A 16,298-nucleotide genomic window follows, 5' to 3' on the forward strand; every position below is an offset into this window, starting at 1 on the left:
TTGAAGAAATGAGACAAGCAGGGGCATCCGGGCTGGTACCCGGACTATCAGCGTGATCCTAGGTGGCTTGTTTTGGTCGCTGCATTCGGACTTCTGCAAGTTTGCTCGGTGTCGACGCCGGTGGTGTTCCCCTAACCGAGGGTGACCAAGCATGCAAGAAAGCGTGATGCAGCGCATGTGGAACAGCGCCTACCTGTCCGGTAGTAACGCTGCCTATGTGGAAGAGCTCTACGAGCTCTACCTGCACGACCCTAACGCTGTGCCAGAAGAGTGGCGCACCTACTTCCAGAAGTTGCCCGCTGACGGCAACTCTGCCACCGATGTTTCGCACTCCACAATTCGCGATCATTTCGTCTTGCTGGCAAAGAACCAGCGCCGCGCCCAACCGGTTTCCGCCGGCAGCGTGAGCAGTGAGCACGAGAAGAAGCAAGTTGAAGTGCTGCGATTGATCCAGGCCTACCGTATGCGTGGCCACCAGGCAGCCCAGCTTGACCCGCTGGGGCTGTGGCAGCGTCCTGCACCTGCAGACCTGTCGATCAATCATTACGGCTTGACCAATGCCGATCTTGATACGACCTTCCGTGCCGGCGACCTGTTCATCGGCAAAGAGGAAGCGAGCCTACGCGAAATTCACGAAGCGTTGCAGCAGACATATTGCCGCACCATCGGCGCTGAATTCACGCACATTACCGATTCCGAACAGCGTCAGTGGTTCCAGCAGCGTCTGGAAAGCGTGCGCGGCCGTCCGACGTACTCCGCCGACATCAAGAGTCATCTGCTTGAGCGCGTGACTGCCGGTGAAGGCCTGGAAAAATACCTGGGCACCAAATACCCGGGTACCAAGCGTTTCGGTCTGGAAGGCGGCGAGAGCCTGATTCCGATGCTCGACGAGTTGATCCAGCGTTCCGGTTCCTACGGCACCAAGGAAATCGTCATCGGCATGGCCCACCGTGGTCGTCTGAACGTGTTGGTCAACACCTTCGGCAAGAACCCGCGCGAGTTGTTCGACGAGTTCGAAGGCAAGAAAAAGGTCGAACTGGGTTCCGGTGACGTTAAATACCACCAGGGCTTCTCGTCCAACGTGATGACCACCGGCGGTGAAGTTCACCTGGCCATGGCCTTCAACCCGTCCCACCTGGAGATCGTATCGCCAGTGGTCGAGGGCTCGGTACGTGCTCGTCAGGATCGTCGTAACGACGCTACCGGCGAGAAAGTTCTGCCGATCTCCATCCACGGTGACGCTGCTTTCGCAGGTCAGGGCGTGGTGATGGAAACCTTCCAGATGTCGCAGACCCGCGGTTTCAAAACCGGCGGTACCGTGCACATCGTGATCAACAACCAGGTCGGTTTCACCATCAGCAACCCGCTGGACTCGCGTTCCACCGAGTACGCCACCGATGTCGCGAAAATGATCCAGGCGCCGATCCTCCATGTGAATGGTGATGATCCGGAAGCCGTATTGTTCGTGACCCAGCTGGCCATCGACTACCGCATGCAGTTCAAGCGTGACGTGGTGATCGATCTGGTTTGCTACCGTCGTCGCGGCCACAACGAGGCCGACGAGCCAAGCGGCACCCAGCCGATCATGTATCAGCAGATCACCAAGCAGCGCACCACCCGTGAGCTGTATGCCGATTATCTGACCCAGGGCGGTGTGCTCGACGCCGAGCGTGTTCAGGCTAAAGTCGACGAATACCGCAACGCGCTGGACAACGGTCTGCACGTAGTGAAAAGCCTGGTCAAAGAGCCGAACAAAGAGTTGTTCGTGGACTGGCGTCCGTATCTGGGCCACGCCTGGACCGCGCGTCACGACACTCGCTTCGACCTCAAGACCTTGCAGGAACTGTCCGCCAAGCTGCTGGAAATTCCGGAAGGCTTCGTGGTTCAGCGCCAGGTCTCGAAAATCTACGAAGACCGTCAGAAGATGCAAGCCGGCGGCCTGCCGATCAACTGGGGTTACGCCGAAACCATGGCGTACGCGACCCTGGCGTTCGAAGGTCACCCGATTCGCATGACGGGTCAGGACATCGGTCGCGGTACGTTCTCGCACCGTCACGCTGTCTTGCACAACCAGAAAGACGCGGGCACCTACATTCCGCTGCAGAACCTGTTCGACGGTCAGCCACGTTTCGACCTGTACGACTCGTTCCTGTCCGAGGAAGCGGTGTTGGCATTCGAATACGGCTACTCGACCACCACGCCGGATGCGTTGGTGATCTGGGAAGCTCAGTTCGGCGACTTCGCCAACGGCGCCCAGGTGGTTATTGACCAGTTCATCACCAGTGGCGAGCACAAGTGGGGCCGCCTCTGCGGTCTGACCATGCTGCTGCCGCACGGTTATGAAGGTCAGGGTCCGGAGCACTCGTCGGCTCGTCTCGAGCGTTACCTGCAACTGTGCGCCGAGCACAACATTCAGGTAGCTGTACCGACCACACCGGCTCAGATTTATCACTTGCTGCGCCGTCAGGTGATTCGCCCACTGCGCAAGCCATTGATCGTTCTGACTCCGAAGTCGCTGCTGCGTCATAAACTGGCCATTTCGACCCTGGAAGATCTGGCCGAAGGTTCGTTCCAGACCGTGATCCCGGAAATCGATACCCTGGACCCGAAAAAGGTCGAGCGCGTTGTTCTGTGTAGCGGCAAGGTCTACTACGACCTGCTGGAAAAACGCCGTGCCGAAGGCCGTGACGATATCGCCATCGTGCGTATCGAGCAGCTGTACCCATTCCCTGAGGACGACTTGAAAGAAGTCCTGGCTCCTTATACCAACGTCAAAGCTGCCGTTTGGTGTCAGGAAGAGCCAATGAACCAGGGCGCGTGGTACTGCAGTCAACACCACATGCGTCGCAGCATCAGCAACCTCAACAAGTCTCTCGTACTCGAGTACGCGGGCCGTGAGGCTTCTGCTGCACCGGCATGCGGTTATGCATCGATGCACGCTGAGCAGCAGGAAAAACTGCTGCAAGACGCCTTTACTGTTTAACGCCTTCGCGCACCTGAAACCGAATTTAAGGACCCACAGATAATGGCTATCGAAATCAAAGCCCCCACTTTTCCGGAATCGGTTGCCGATGGCACCGTTGCCACCTGGCACAAACAACCGGGCGACGCTGTAAAGCGTGACGACCTGATCGTCGACATCGAAACCGACAAGGTTGTGCTGGAAGTGTTGGCCACTGCTGATGGCGTGCTGGGCGCTATCGTCAAGAACGAAGGCGACACCGTTCTGTCCGACGAAGTCCTGGGCTCCATCGAAGCCGGCGGCGCTGCTGCTGCCCCGGCGGCCGCTGCTGCTCCGGCCGCTGCACAAGCTGCTGCCCCGGCTGCCGAAGGCGAAGACGATCCTGTTGCTGCACCGGCTGCTCGCAAGCTGGCTGAAGAAAACGGCATCAACATCGCTTCCGTTGCCGGCACCGGCAAAGGCGGTCGTGTGACCAAGGAAGACGTGGTGGCAGCTGTTGCCGCCAAGAAAGCTGCTCCGGCTGCCGCGCCTGCCAAGGCTGCTGCTCCTTCGGCTGCCGCTCCTGTGTTCGCCGCTGGCGACCGCATCGAGAAGCGCGTACCGATGACCCGCGTTCGTGCCACCGTGGCCAAGCGTCTGGTTGAAGCTCAGTCGAACATGGCGATGCTGACTACGTTCAACGAAGTCGACATGACCGAAGTCATGGCTCTGCGTTCGAAGTACAAGGATCTGTTCGAGAAGTCCCACAATGGCGTGCGCCTGGGCTTCATGTCGTTCTTCGTGAAAGCGGCCACCGAGGCGCTGAAACGCTTCCCGGCTGTCAACGCTTCGATCGACGGCGGCGACATCGTTTATCACGGCTACGCTGACGTCGGCGTTGCAGTTTCCAGCGATCGCGGCCTGGTTGTACCGGTTCTGCGTAACGCTGAACTGATGAGCCTGGCTGAAATCGAAGGCGGCATCGCCACCTTCGGCAAGAAAGCCCGCGACGGCAAATTGTCGATGGACGAAATGACCGGTGGTACTTTCACCATCACCAACGGTGGAACTTTCGGTTCGATGATGTCGACCCCGATCGTCAACCCGCCACAAGCCGCTATCCTGGGCATGCACAACATCATCCAGCGCCCAATGGCCATCAATGGCCAGGTCGTTATCCGTCCGATGATGTACCTGGCTCTGTCCTACGATCACCGTCTGATCGATGGCAAAGAAGCTGTGACCTTCCTGGTGACCATCAAGAACCTGCTGGAAGATCCGGCTCGTCTGTTGCTGGATATCTGATAGAAGCAGCCATGAGTTGCAAGCTCGAGCTGTCGGAAAACCCGCAGCCTGGCTTGCAGCTTGTGGCTTGAAGCTTTTCGCAAAAGAGGATTTTTTGAATGTCGCAGAAATTTGACGTAGTAGTGATCGGCGCTGGCCCTGGCGGCTATGTGGCTGCCATCAAGGCTGCCCAACTGGGCCTCAGCACTGCTTGCATCGAGAAGTACACCGACAAGGAAGGCAAGCTGGCGCTGGGCGGTACCTGCCTGAACGTCGGCTGCATTCCATCCAAGGCTCTGCTGGACAGCTCGTGGAAATTCCACGAAGCCCAGGACGGTTTCGCGATCCACGGTATCAATCACGCTGGCGTGACCATGGACGTGCCGGCAATGGTTGGCCGTAAAGCCAACATCGTCAAAGGCCTGACCTCCGGCGTTGCGACCCTGTTCAAAGCCAACGGTGTGACCTCGATCCAGGGTCACGGCAAGCTGCTGGCCGGCAAGAAAGTTGAAGTCACCAAGCCAGATGGCTCGGTAGAAATCATCGAAGCCGAAAACGTCATCCTGGCTCCAGGTTCGCGTCCGATCGACATTCCGCCAGCTCCGGTTGACCAGAATGTGATCGTCGATTCGACTGGCGCTCTGGAATTCCAATCCGTACCTAAGCGTCTGGGCGTGATCGGCGCTGGCGTAATCGGTCTGGAACTGGGTTCGGTCTGGTCGCGCCTGGGTGCGGAAGTGACCGTCCTGGAAGCCCTGGACACCTTCCTGATGGCCGCCGACGCAGCCGTTTCCAAGGAAGCGCTGAAAACCCTGACCAAACAGGGTCTGGACATCAAGCTGGGCGCTCGCGTGACCGGTTCGAAAGTGAACGGCGACGAAGTCGTTGTGAACTACACCGATGCCAACGGCGAACAGAACATCACTTTCGACAAGCTGATCGTAGCCGTTGGTCGCCGTCCGGTGACCACTGATCTGCTGGCTGCCGACTGCGGCGTGACCCTCGACGAGCGCGGTTTCGTGCACGTTGATGATCACTGCGCTACCACCGTACCGGGCGTCTACGCCATCGGTGACGTGGTTCGCGGCATGATGCTGGCGCACAAGGCGTCCGAAGAAGGCATCATGGTTGTCGAGCGCATCAAGGGCCACAAGGCCCAGATGAACTATGATTTGATCCCTTCGGTTATTTATACTCACCCGGAAATCGCGTGGGTTGGTAAAACCGAGCAGGCCTTGAAAGCTGAGGGCGTTGACGTTAACGTCGGCACCTTCCCGTTCGCAGCCTCCGGCCGTGCCATGGCTGCCAACGATACCGGTGGTTTCGTCAAGGTTATCGCAGATGCCAAGACAGACCGCGTACTGGGCGTCCACGTGATTGGCCCAAGCGCTGCCGAACTGGTTCAGCAGGGTGCGATCGGTATGGAATTCGGCACCAGCGCTGAAGACCTGGGCATGATGGTTTTCTCCCATCCGACCCTGTCTGAAGCCTTGCACGAAGCTGCTCTGGCAGTGAATGGCGGCGCCATCCACATCGCCAACCGCAAGAAGCGTTAAGACAATAAGAAACCACGGCGGAATGGCCCGTCGTGAGCCTTGCATGCAAGACTCACCGCGGAATATCCGCTGGACGCAGTCTTGCATGGCCGCACCGGGTATCCGGAAAGGCTATGCAAGCAGCAGTCACAGGTGGTGCGGCACTTGAATGAGTGCAGCACCGAATGCGCAGTACCTAACGAAGACGGTAATAAGCATGAATCTTCACGAGTATCAGGGTAAGCAGCTGTTCGCTGAGTACGGCCTGCCAGTTTCCACCGGTTACGCGGTAGACACCCCGGAAGCAGCAGCAGAAGCTTGCGACAAAATCGGCGGCAGCGAGTGGGTTGTCAAAGCCCAGGTCCACGCCGGTGGTCGCGGTAAAGCGGGCGGCGTCAAGCTGGTTCGCAGCAAAGAAGACGCCAAAGCCTTCGCACAGCAGTGGCTGGGCAAGCGTCTGGTGACTTACCAGACTGACGCCAATGGTCAGCCAGTCACCAAGATCCTGGTTGAATCGTGCACTGATATCGCTAAAGAGCTGTACCTGGGCGCTGTCGTTGACCGTTCGAGCCGTCGTATCGTGTTCATGGCTTCCACCGAAGGTGGCGTGGACATCGAGAAAATCGCTCACGACACTCCAGAAAAAATTCTGAAAGCCACTATCGATCCACTGGTTGGCGCTCAGCCATTCCAGGGTCGCGAGCTGGCATTCCAGCTGGGTCTGGAAGGCAAGCAAGTTGCTCAGTTCGCCAAGATCTTCGTAGGTCTGGCCAAGCTGTTCAAGGATCACGACCTGGCCCTGCTGGAAGTGAACCCGCTGGTGATCAAGGCTGACGGCGATCTGCACTGCCTGGACGCCAAGATCAACATCGACGCCAACGCCATGTACCGTCAGCCTAAGCTGAAGACTTTCCACGATCCGTCGCAAGACGATCCGCGCGAAGCGCACGCTGCCAAGTTCGAACTGAACTACGTAGCGCTGGAAGGCAACATCGGTTGCATGGTCAACGGTGCTGGCCTGGCCATGGGTACCATGGACATCGTCAACCTGCATGGCGGCAAGCCAGCCAACTTCCTCGACGTGGGCGGCGGTGCTACCAAAGAACGCGTTACCGAAGCATTCAAAATCATTCTGTCCGACACCAACGTCGCTGCAGTACTGGTTAACATCTTCGGCGGCATCGTTCGTTGCGACATGATTGCCGAAGGCATCATCGGTGCAGTGAAAGAAGTCGGCGTGAAAATCCCGGTTGTTGTTCGCCTTGAAGGCAACAACGCTGAGCTGGGCGCTAAAGTACTGGCAGAAAGCGGTTTGAACATCATCGCTGCTACCAGCCTGACCGACGCTGCTCAACAAGTTGTCAAAGCTGCGGAGGGCAAATAATGAGCGTCCTGATCAATAAAGACACCAAAGTTATCTGCCAGGGTATTACCGGTTCGCAAGGTAGTTTCCACACCCAGCAAGCCATCGAGTACGGCACCAAGATGGTCGGTGGTGTAACTCCAGGCAAAGGCGGCACCGAGCACCTGGGCCTGCCAGTGTTCAACACCGTGAAAGACGCTGTAGCTGCCACTGGCGCCACCGCCAGCGTGATCTACGTTCCGGCTCCTTTCTGCAAAGACTCGATCCTGGAAGCTGCTTTCGGCGGCATCAAGCTGATCGTGTGCATCACCGAAGGCATTCCTACCCTGGACATGCTGGACGCTAAAGTTAAGTGCGACGAGCTGGGTGTTACCCTGATCGGCCCTAACTGCCCAGGCGTGATCACCCCAGGCGAATGCAAGATCGGCATCATGCCAGGTCACATTCACTTGCCAGGCAAGGTCGGTATCGTTTCCCGTTCCGGCACCCTGACCTACGAAGCTGTGAAGCAGACTACTGACGCCGGTTTCGGTCAGTCGACTTGCGTCGGCATCGGTGGTGACCCGATCCCGGGTTCGAACTTCATCGACATCCTGAAGCTGTTCCAGGAAGACCCGAAGACCGAAGCGATCGTCATGATCGGTGAGATCGGCGGTTCGGCTGAAGAAGAAGCGGCTGCCTACATCAAGGCACACGTGACCAAGCCGGTTGTTTCCTACATCGCTGGTGTGACTGCTCCTCCGGGCAAGCGCATGGGCCATGCTGGCGCAATCATCTCTGGCGGCAAAGGCACTGCAGACGAGAAATTCGCTGCGCTGCAAGACGCAGGCGTTAAAACCGTGCGTTCGCTGGCAGACATCGGCAAAGCCCTGGCTGAGCTGACGGGTTGGGCTGTCAAGTAAGCCTCGCGCCTAACTGACGCTTCACCAAACAAAGGCCACCTTCGGGTGGCCTTTGTGCGTTAAGGGCAGATACAAGCTTCAAGCGACGAGCTATAGGCAGCAACTCAGCCTTGAAAGCATAAAACTTGCAACTTGCAGCCGCTCCTCTTACATAAACGCGACACAGAGATGTCGCGTATCGGATAGTTCGCCCTTTAACAGTGCGTTTATGACCCAAATTCGTTAGGCTACGCGCCATTTTTGCGTCTGCGGCCCACAAGGCAGCAACGCGCTAAAAGGGTCGGTCTTATACGGACTGACAGCATTTCCCTCACCCATAGGGAAATCCCTCTCTAAATTCCGATTCAGTAGTGTGGTATTTCCTTAATGAAAGTGTTGAAAGGCCAGGACATCCTGGCACTTGGTTTTATGACGTTTGCCCTGTTCGTCGGGGCTGGCAACATCATCTTCCCGCCGATCGTCGGTTTGCAGTCCGGGCCTAATGTCTGGATGGCGGCGCTGGGCTTTCTGGTCACAGCGGTCGGTCTGCCGGTGATCACTGTTGTGGCGCTGGCCAAGGTGGGCGGCGCCATGGACGCACTGAGCAGTCCGATCGGTAAAGTCGCCGGTGGCCTGCTGGCAGCGGCGTGCTACCTAGCGGTCGGCCCGCTGTTCGCGACACCGCGTACAGCGACCGTATCTTTCGAAGTGGGTCTGGCGCCATTGACCGGCGAGAGCCCCTTGGCGCTGTTCCTCTACAGCTCGGTGTACTTCCTGCTGGTGTTCTTCATTTCGTTGTATCCGGGGCGTTTGCTGGACACTGTTGGACGCTTCCTCGCGCCGCTGAAGATCATCGCGCTCGCCGTGCTGGGCATCGCTGCATTCGCTTTGCCGGCCGGTGACATCGGCCACGCCACCCCTGAATACGTTGCAGCACCGTTCTCCCAAGGCTTCATCAATGGTTACCTGACCATGGATACCCTGGGCGCCCTGGTGTTCGGCATCGTCATCGTCAACGCCATCCGTTCCCGCGGTGTTGAATCGCCAGCGCTGATTACCCGTTACGCGATCATCGCCGGGCTGATTGCCGGTGTAGGTCTGGCGCTGGTTTATGTCAGCCTGTTCCGCCTCGGTTCGGGCAGCCACGAAGTGGCCGCCGGCGCTACCAATGGCGCTGCTGTATTGCACGCCTACGTACAGCACACATTCGGTTCGTTGGGCAGTGGCTTCCTTGCGGTGCTGATCTCCCTGGCGTGCCTGGTGACCGCGGTCGGCCTGACCTGTGCCTGCGCTGAGTACTTCAGCCGCGTGGTGCCGCTGTCCTACAAGACCCTGGTGATCATTCTTGCTGCGTTCTCGCTGCTGGTGTCCAACTTGGGCCTGACCAAGCTGATCGCATTCTCGATCCCGGTGCTCACCGCGATCTATCCGCCATGCATCGTTCTGGTGGCGCTGAGCTTCTGCAAGGACTTCTGGCATGAGCAGGGTCGTATCCTCGGTCCGGTCATGCTGGTGTCGTTCATTTTCGGCCTGATCGACGCCCTCAAGGGTGCCGGCCTGGCAGACTGGATGCCGAGTCAAATGGCGCATCTGCCGTTGAGCGAGCAGGGCCTGGCCTGGCTGGTGCCGTCGGTGATGACAATGGTGGTTGCCGTGGTTTGCGATCGTCTCCTGGGCAAGCGCGAAGAAGCTTTGGCTTAAGTGTTGCCGGCCCGCCATAAGCGGGCCCGACAGGCAGAAATAGAAATGCCCCGTATCAATCGATACGGGGCATTTTTTTATGAGGGGTGCGGTGTCTTTTTTCTTGGGCTAACGTCGAACGACGAAGCGCTACAAAACCCTTTGTGGGAGCGAGCCTGCTCGCGATGGCGTCGATAGATTCAATAGTGTTGCCGACTGACCCTGCGCAATCGCGAGCAAATTTGCTCCACAGGGATCGTGTACTGCGCAAATACATCACAAGGACCCGCATGTCGTTCATCCAAGCCAACCTGATCCATATTCTGGCGGCCATCTGGTTTGTCATCTGCTGGGGTGGTTACACCCGCTATGCCACATGGAAAGGCCGTGACACCGCGTGCCTGGCCAGTGTTCTGCACCTGTATCGCGAAGACTGGATGCGCCGCATGCTGCTGCGTGACAACCGTATCGCGGATGCCAGCGTGATCGGCAATCTGGAGCGCAACGCGTCGTTCTTCGCTTCCAGCACGCTGATTATCCTGGCTGGTATTCTCACGGTGCTCGGGGCGTCCGAGCGGGCGGTATCGCTGTTGGCGGATATCCCGATGGTGCAACAGGCCTCCCAGGGCATGTCGGAAATCAAGCTGCTGTGCCTGGCGCTGGTGTTCGTCTATGCGTTCTTCACGTTCAGCTGGTGCATGCGTCAATACAACTTCGCGGCGATTCTGGTGGGCTCTGCGCCCATGGTCGGCGAACGTCATGTCTCCGAGCAGGAGCGCAAAGCTTTTGCCGCCCGCGCGGCGCGTGTCATCTCGATGGCCGCCAACCAGTTCAACTTCGGCCTGCGCTCCTACTACTTCGGCATGACCATGCTGGCCTGGTTCGTCAGCCCGTGGTTGTTCATGTTAATGAGTGCCGGTGTGGTGTTCGTGTTGTATCGCCGCGAGTTTCACTCCGACGTTCTCGACGTGATGGTCTATACCCCTACAGAGGCGCCATTGCCCGAAGTGAATAAAGAGGTTGCTTGATGAGTATTCCATTCTGGTGTGTGTTTATCAGTGCCGTGCTGATTTACGTGGCGCGCATGCCCGTGACCACAGCCATGAAAGAGCAGGGCGGGTACAACAACCACTTGCCACGCCAACAGCAGGCGCAACTCACCGGATTGGGTGCGCGGGCGGTGGCGGCGCATCAAAATAGTTTTGAGGCATTCATATTGTTTGCGGTGGGGGTGCTGATGGCGCATACCACGCAGACAGCTGGATGGCTGATTGACCTGCTGGCGATCATCTTCGTGATCTCGCGAGTTATCTATTTGGTATGTTACTGGAAGGACCTGACGTGGCAGCGCAGTCTGGTATGGCTAGTGGGATTAGTTTGTTCGTTGTTGTTGATGATTAGTCCGACTTTTCGAACGCTTTTGCTCTAACGTTGGCACTGCAACAGAAAATGCAGGCAAAAGAAAACCCGCACTTGGCGGGCTTCTTTTATCACGCTAAAAACCGAATTAATTCTTAGGTGCTTCCGGAGCAGCTTCTTTAGCCGCTTCTGCATTCGATTCAGCCTGATCTTTGGCAGCTTCGGCGTTTTCTTTCGCCGCGTCGTTCACTTTATCCTGAGCTTTGCTCATGTCTTGCTGAGCTTGCTCAGCATGTTCGGCAGCATCTTGAGCTTTGTCCTCGGATTTTTTATCGCAGGCGGCGAGACCGAGGGAAGCGGTCAACATCAAGGCAATAGCTAAAGTCTTACGCATGGGGTGTTTCTCCTTATGGAAAATGTTCTATCTGGCCTTAAGAGCCCGGGCGTCAGGGTTAAGTTCCTCAAATTCTTCAGATATATAAGTTTGTTCTAATGCGGAACTTTTACCCGGACCGCTACTGCACTGTCTGACTATTAAACAAGAGTTTTTATCAAATGGCCGAAAACCCCGTTTTTGAGCGCGCGACGCGATTTCTATCGGCGCTGAGGCATTGTCAGGTACTCGGCTTGCGGGTTCACAGCGCCAGTACCGAAGGGCTCACGGTGGTGCTGCCTTACGGCCCGCAGATCGTCGGCAACCCACAGACAGGCGTCATTCACGGCGGTGCCCTGACATCGCTGATGGACACGGCATGCGGCATGTCCACGCTTTGCGTGCTGCCCGAGTTCGAAGTTTGCCCAACCCTCGATCTGCGCATCGATTACATGCACGCCGCCGAGCCGCATAAAGATGTCTACGGCTTCGCCCAGTGTTACCGGGTCACCACCGATGTGATTTTCGCCCGTGGCTTTGCCTATCAGGACGATCCCGAACAGCCCATCGCCCATGTGGTGGGCACTTTCATGCGCATGGGCAAGGCCATCAAGGGCACCCAAAACTTTGGCGGCGTGATCAAGGGAGCGGGGCAATGAGCGATTTCAAACGACAGCTTCAAGACGCCCACGAGAAAGGCGACTACGCGCCGCTGCTGCAACTCATTCCCTATGCCGGGCTGATCGGGGTCGAGTGTTCACGGGTGGGGGATGAATTGCTGTTTCGTCTGCCGGCCAACAAGGACAACATTGGTAATCCTTTATTGCCAGCCATCCATGGCGGCGTGATTGCCGGTTTCATGGAGTTGTCCGCTGCACTGCACCTGCTGATTGCTACCGGCTCGCCCGGTGTACCGAAGATCATCGACTTCTCCCTCGATTACCTTCGCGCCGGGCAATTCCGCGATACCTGGGCTCGATGTCAGGTTTGCCGGCAGGGGCGTCGGGTGGCCAACGTGGCGATTACCGCCTGGCAAACCACCGAAGGCGAACCCATCGCCACGGCCCGGGCGCATTTCAAACTCGAGGAGCCCTTGAAATCCTGAACTCAGCCCCCAACTCTGATGACAACCCGCCGCAGACCGCTCAAGGTCGCGGCCAATGCCATCTGATTGGAGTTTGATGACCATGAGTGTGGAAACTCAAAAGGAAACCCTGGGCTTCCAGACCGAGGTGAAGCAACTGCTGCACCTCATGATCCATTCGCTGTATTCCAACAAGGAAATTTTCCTTCGCGAACTGATCTCGAACGCCTCTGACGCTGTAGACAAACTACGTTTCGAAGCGCTGTCCAAGCCAGAACTGCTGGAAGGTGGCGCCGAACTGAAAATCCGCGTGAGCTTCGACAAGGACGCCAAGACCGTCACCCTCGAAGACAACGGCATTGGCATGAGCCGCGAGGATGCGATCACGCACCTGGGCACCATCGCCAAATCCGGTACCGCCGATTTCATGAAACACCTGACCGGCGACCAGAAAAAAGACTCGCACCTGATCGGTCAGTTTGGTGTGGGTTTCTACTCCGCATTCATCGTCGCTGACAAAGTCGACGTGTACAGCCGTCGTGCCGGCAGCGCCGCCAGCGAAGGCGTGCACTGGTCGTCCAAAGGCGAGGGCGATTTCGAAGTGGCAACGGTTGATAAAGCCGAGCGCGGTACTCGCATCGTTCTGCACCTGAAATCCGGTGAAGACGAGTTCGCCGATGGCTGGCGTCTGCGCAACATCATCAAGAAATACTCCGATCACATCGCTTTGCCGATCGAGCTGCCGAAAGAAGTGGCCGCTGCCGAAGGCGAAGAGCAACCGGCTGTTGAATGGGAAACCGTCAACCGCGCCAGTGCCCTGTGGACCCGTCCGCGTACCGAGATCAAGGACGAGGAATATCAGGAGTTCTACAAGCACATCGCTCATGACTTTGAAAACCCGCTGAGCTGGAGCCACAACAAGGTTGAAGGCAAGCTGGAATACAGCTCGCTGCTGTACGTACCGGCCCGAGCTCCGTTCGACCTGTACCAGCGTGAAGCGCCGAAAGGCCTGAAGCTCTACGTGCAGCGTGTGTTCGTCATGGACCAGGCCGAATCGTTCCTGCCGCTGTACCTGCGATTCATCAAAGGCGTGGTCGACTCCAATGACCTGTCGCTGAACGTGTCGCGGGAAATCCTGCAGAAGGACCCGATCATCGACTCCATGAAGTCGGCGCTGACCAAGCGCGTTCTCGACATGCTGGAAAAACTGGCGAAGAACGAGCCTGAGCAATACCAGGGCTTCTGGAAAAACTTCGGCCAGGTCATGAAAGAGGGCCCGGCAGAAGATTTCGCCAACAAAGAGAAAATTGCCGGCCTGCTGCGTTTCGCATCGACCAACGGCGATGACGGCGAGCAAATTGTCGGCCTGGCCGAGTACCTGGCACGCGCCAAGGAAGGTCAGGACAAGATTTACTACCTCACCGGCGAAACCTACGCACAAGTCAAAAACAGCCCGCACCTGGAGGTCTTCCGCAAGAAAGGCATCGAAGTGCTGCTGCTGACCGACCGTATCGATGAGTGGCTGATGAGCTACCTCAACGATTTCGACGGCAAGAGCTTTGTCGACGTGGCGCGTGGTGACCTGGACCTCGGCAACCTGGACTCGGAAGAGGACAAGAAAGCCGCGGAAGAAGTCGCCAAGTCCAAAGAAGGTCTGGTTGAGCGTCTGAAAACTGCGCTGGGTGAATCCGTCGCTGAAGTGCGGGTTTCCCACCGTCTGACCGACTCCCCGGCGATTCTGGCCATCGGCGAACAGGACCTGGGCCTGCAAATGCGTCAGATCCTCGAAGCCAGCGGTCAGAAGGTTCCGGATTCGAAGCCGATCTTCGAATTCAACCCGGCTCACCCGCTGATCGAGAAGCTCGACAACGAGCAGAGCGACGAGCGCTTCGGCGACCTGTCGCACATTCTCTTCGATCAGGCAGCCCTGGCAGCTGGCGACAGCTTGAAAGATCCGGCGGCGTACGTGCGTCGTCTGAACAAGCTATTGGTTGAGCTGTCGGCTTAATCAGGTTTTAGAAAAACCCGCTTCGGCGGGTTTTTTCATTCTGGTGTTCACCAATCAGGAGTCAGAAATGAGCCAAATCACTGTACGTTCGGTTGCCTATCAAATTGATGGCCAATCCTATGAAAGCCGTCTGGCGTTCGACGCCGATCACAAAGGCCCGCTTCCGGGGCTGTTGATGGCGCCGAACTGGATGGGTGTCAGCGCCGGTGCTGAAGAGATCGCCAAATCGGTGGCAGCCAAGGGCTACGTGGTGCTGATCGCGGACATCTATGGCCAATCGATCCGCCCGCAGAACAACGACGAGGCGGGCGCGGCGATGATGCCGTTGAAAAATGACCGGGCATTGCTGCGCAAGCGCATGCAGGTGGCGTTCGAACAGTTGCAGAGTCAGGGTGAGGCGGCGGTCGATACCTCGAAGCTCGCGACTTACGGTTTCTGCTTTGGTGGTTGCTGTGCCCTGGAGTTTGCCCGTACCGGCGCACCGGTGAAGGCGGCGGTATCGTTCCACGGTACGCTGGACACACCGAATCCGGCCGATGCGAAGAACATCAAGGGCAAGGTGCTGGTACTGCACGGCGCGTCTGATCCATTGGTGCCGAAAGAGCAATTGCCAGCGTTCGAAGATGAAATGAACGCGGCCGGTGTGGATTGGCAGTTGCTGAGCTACGGCGGCGCGTTCCACTCGTTCACCGATCCGCATGCGAATGTGCCGGGAATGATGATGTATGACGCGAAAATTGCCGCACGGGCGTTCACGTCGATGCATAACTTGCTGGATGAAGTGTTCAAGGGCTGACCATGATTTGGTCGGTGTGAGCGCCGGCGCCTTCGCGGGCAAGCCCGCGAAGGCGGCCTGACAGTCTATAGAAAAGCTAAGGCAGTTCGATCCTGTCAACTTCCCCCGGCACCGTCGGCCAATCCCCGGCCGCCCAGCGTCGGCGTGCTTCATCGATGGCTGCCGGATCGCTCGCGACAAAATTCCAGTTGATCCGCCGCGGCCCATCCAGTGGCGCGCCACCCAACAGCACCGCATGCGTGTCGCTGTCAGCAGACAGGGTCATTTCCTCTCCGGCAGGCAAAACCACCAGCGAATGCGGCTCTATCAATTCGCCATCCAGTTGCACCTCACCGCTCAACACATACAGCGCACGTTCTTCATGCTCGGTGGGAATCAGCAGCGTCGTCGCCGTTTGCAGGTGCAGTTCGGCGTACAGCGTGGGCGAGAGCACCGGCACCGGCGACTCCAGGCAAAAGCCAGACCCGGCAATCATGCGGATCTTCACCCCAAGGTTGTCGCTGACCGGGAGCGTAGCCGCCGGGTGATGGCTGTAATGCCCCGGGCCTTGTTCGTGATCTTTCGGGGACGCCAGCCAGATCTGCAAACCGTGCATCCTGAATCGTTGGTCCCATAGCGGCTGTGGCGTGCGTTCAACGTGGGCGATGGCGCTGCCGGCAGTCATCCAGCTGACATCGCCAGCATTGACCACCTGATCGGAGCCGAGGCTGTCCTTGTGCTGGATCTGCCCGTCGAACAAGTAGGTGAGGGTCGACAGCCCGATATGCGGGTGCTGTCGGATGTTCATGCCTTTGCCCGCCGGATATTCGGTTTCGAGCATGTGGTCGAAAAACACGAAGGGCCCGACATTGCGGCATTTGGCTGACGGCAACGGGCGAAGAATCGGTTGGCCTTCGACATCTTCGGCGCGGGGGCGGATCACGAGCGGAGTGTTCATGGTGCATTCCAGGCTGAGCGGGTAATGCGTTCGAGCATAACCCGCTTGCGCCGCCGT

Annotated in this window: 14 protein-coding genes; 12 read left to right on the top strand and 2 right to left on the bottom strand. The window is 57.9% G+C overall.

Features of this window, described 5'->3' with window-relative positions; genetic code table 11:
- The first annotated feature begins 151 nt into the window (after positions 1-151).
- The 8 genes from M5G20_RS11555 to M5G20_RS11590 all read left to right on the top strand — a co-directional run bounded on the left by M5G20_RS11555 (position 152) and on the right by M5G20_RS11590 (position 11,113).
- Positions 152-2,983, top strand: coding sequence for a 2-oxoglutarate dehydrogenase E1 component (locus M5G20_RS11555; RefSeq protein ID WP_273919226.1), 2,832 nt, complete (start codon positions 152-154; stop codon positions 2,981-2,983).
- 42 nt (positions 2,984-3,025) lie between these two features.
- On the top strand, positions 3,026-4,246 hold the full coding sequence (gene odhB / locus M5G20_RS11560; protein ID WP_056852960.1) for a 2-oxoglutarate dehydrogenase complex dihydrolipoyllysine-residue succinyltransferase: 1,221 nt from the start codon (positions 3,026-3,028) through the stop codon (positions 4,244-4,246).
- A gap of 98 nt (positions 4,247-4,344) precedes the next feature.
- Complete coding sequence (gene lpdA / locus M5G20_RS11565) at positions 4,345-5,781, top strand: dihydrolipoyl dehydrogenase (RefSeq protein ID WP_273919227.1); 1,437 nt, start codon at positions 4,345-4,347, stop codon at positions 5,779-5,781.
- A gap of 196 nt (positions 5,782-5,977) precedes the next feature.
- Positions 5,978-7,144 (top strand): ADP-forming succinate--CoA ligase subunit beta, encoded by a 1,167-nt coding sequence (gene sucC, locus M5G20_RS11570; protein WP_007919879.1) that lies wholly within the window; start codon positions 5,978-5,980, stop codon positions 7,142-7,144.
- On the top strand, positions 7,144-8,025 hold the full coding sequence (sucD, locus tag M5G20_RS11575; RefSeq protein WP_003223019.1) for a succinate--CoA ligase subunit alpha: 882 nt from the start codon (positions 7,144-7,146) through the stop codon (positions 8,023-8,025). Before sucC ends, sucD begins: the two co-directional genes overlap by 1 nt.
- Before the next feature lie 366 nt (positions 8,026-8,391).
- Positions 8,392-9,705, top strand: a complete 1,314-nt coding sequence (gene brnQ / locus M5G20_RS11580) for a branched-chain amino acid transport system II carrier protein (protein WP_075948469.1) — start codon at positions 8,392-8,394, stop codon at positions 9,703-9,705.
- A gap of 269 nt (positions 9,706-9,974) precedes the next feature.
- Positions 9,975-10,712 (top strand): DUF599 domain-containing protein, encoded by a 738-nt coding sequence (locus M5G20_RS11585; RefSeq protein WP_273919228.1) that lies wholly within the window; start codon positions 9,975-9,977, stop codon positions 10,710-10,712.
- Positions 10,712-11,113, top strand: coding sequence for an MAPEG family protein (locus M5G20_RS11590; RefSeq protein ID WP_273919229.1), 402 nt, complete (start codon positions 10,712-10,714; stop codon positions 11,111-11,113). The genes M5G20_RS11585 and M5G20_RS11590 overlap by 1 nt, the downstream gene beginning before the upstream one ends.
- Before the next feature lie 78 nt (positions 11,114-11,191).
- Here M5G20_RS11590 and M5G20_RS11595 read toward each other — a convergent pair whose 3' ends face one another.
- Complete coding sequence (locus M5G20_RS11595; protein ID WP_075948466.1) at positions 11,192-11,437, bottom strand: hypothetical protein; 246 nt, start codon at positions 11,435-11,437, stop codon at positions 11,192-11,194.
- A 161-nt stretch (positions 11,438-11,598) separates the two neighbouring features.
- On the opposite strand from M5G20_RS11595, the gene M5G20_RS11600 reads away from it, so the two are divergent.
- From M5G20_RS11600 to M5G20_RS11615, 4 genes are all read left to right on the top strand, one after another.
- Positions 11,599-12,075 (top strand): PaaI family thioesterase, encoded by a 477-nt coding sequence (locus M5G20_RS11600; protein ID WP_075948465.1) that lies wholly within the window; start codon positions 11,599-11,601, stop codon positions 12,073-12,075.
- Positions 12,072-12,521: a PaaI family thioesterase gene (locus M5G20_RS11605; protein WP_150734835.1), complete on the top strand. Its 450-nt coding sequence runs from the start codon at positions 12,072-12,074 to the stop codon at positions 12,519-12,521. Before M5G20_RS11600 ends, M5G20_RS11605 begins: the two co-directional genes overlap by 4 nt.
- A gap of 82 nt (positions 12,522-12,603) precedes the next feature.
- Entirely contained in the window at positions 12,604-14,508 is a 1,905-nt protein-coding gene (htpG, locus tag M5G20_RS11610) for a molecular chaperone HtpG (protein ID WP_273919230.1), read from the top strand.
- Between the two features lie 67 nt (positions 14,509-14,575).
- On the top strand, positions 14,576-15,304 hold the full coding sequence (locus tag M5G20_RS11615) for a dienelactone hydrolase family protein (protein WP_273919231.1): 729 nt from the start codon (positions 14,576-14,578) through the stop codon (positions 15,302-15,304).
- 76 nt (positions 15,305-15,380) lie between these two features.
- Here the strand turns inward: M5G20_RS11615 and M5G20_RS11620 are convergent, their stop codons facing one another.
- The gene (locus M5G20_RS11620; RefSeq protein WP_273919232.1) at positions 15,381-16,241 is read right to left on the bottom strand and encodes a pirin family protein; all 861 of its coding nucleotides are present in this window, start codon (positions 16,239-16,241) and stop codon (positions 15,381-15,383) included.
- Positions 16,242-16,298 lie beyond the last annotated feature (57 nt).

The organism is Pseudomonas sp. TNT2022 ID1044, from assembly GCF_028656895.1.
Lineage (GTDB): Bacteria > Pseudomonadota > Gammaproteobacteria > Pseudomonadales > Pseudomonadaceae > Aquipseudomonas > Aquipseudomonas reinekei.

Bases quoted from the DNA above. Each gene is read 5' to 3' on its own strand.
- M5G20_RS11555 (WP_273919226.1), top strand. From the start codon at position 152: ATGCAAGAAAGCGTGATGCAGCGCATGTGGAACAGCGCCTACCTGTCC.
- odhB (WP_056852960.1), top strand. From the start codon at position 3,026: ATGGCTATCGAAATCAAAGCCCCCACTTTTCCGGAATCGGTTGCCGAT.
- lpdA (WP_273919227.1), top strand. From the start codon at position 4,345: ATGTCGCAGAAATTTGACGTAGTAGTGATCGGCGCTGGCCCTGGCGGC.
- sucC (WP_007919879.1), top strand. From the start codon at position 5,978: ATGAATCTTCACGAGTATCAGGGTAAGCAGCTGTTCGCTGAGTACGGC.
- sucD (WP_003223019.1), top strand. From the start codon at position 7,144: ATGAGCGTCCTGATCAATAAAGACACCAAAGTTATCTGCCAGGGTATT.
- brnQ (WP_075948469.1), top strand. From the start codon at position 8,392: ATGAAAGTGTTGAAAGGCCAGGACATCCTGGCACTTGGTTTTATGACG.
- M5G20_RS11585 (WP_273919228.1), top strand. From the start codon at position 9,975: ATGTCGTTCATCCAAGCCAACCTGATCCATATTCTGGCGGCCATCTGG.
- M5G20_RS11590 (WP_273919229.1), top strand. From the start codon at position 10,712: ATGAGTATTCCATTCTGGTGTGTGTTTATCAGTGCCGTGCTGATTTAC.
- M5G20_RS11595 (WP_075948466.1), bottom strand. From the start codon at position 11,437: ATGCGTAAGACTTTAGCTATTGCCTTGATGTTGACCGCTTCCCTCGGT.
- M5G20_RS11600 (WP_075948465.1), top strand. From the start codon at position 11,599: ATGGCCGAAAACCCCGTTTTTGAGCGCGCGACGCGATTTCTATCGGCG.
- M5G20_RS11605 (WP_150734835.1), top strand. From the start codon at position 12,072: ATGAGCGATTTCAAACGACAGCTTCAAGACGCCCACGAGAAAGGCGAC.
- htpG (WP_273919230.1), top strand. From the start codon at position 12,604: ATGAGTGTGGAAACTCAAAAGGAAACCCTGGGCTTCCAGACCGAGGTG.
- M5G20_RS11615 (WP_273919231.1), top strand. From the start codon at position 14,576: ATGAGCCAAATCACTGTACGTTCGGTTGCCTATCAAATTGATGGCCAA.
- M5G20_RS11620 (WP_273919232.1), bottom strand. From the start codon at position 16,241: ATGAACACTCCGCTCGTGATCCGCCCCCGCGCCGAAGATGTCGAAGGC.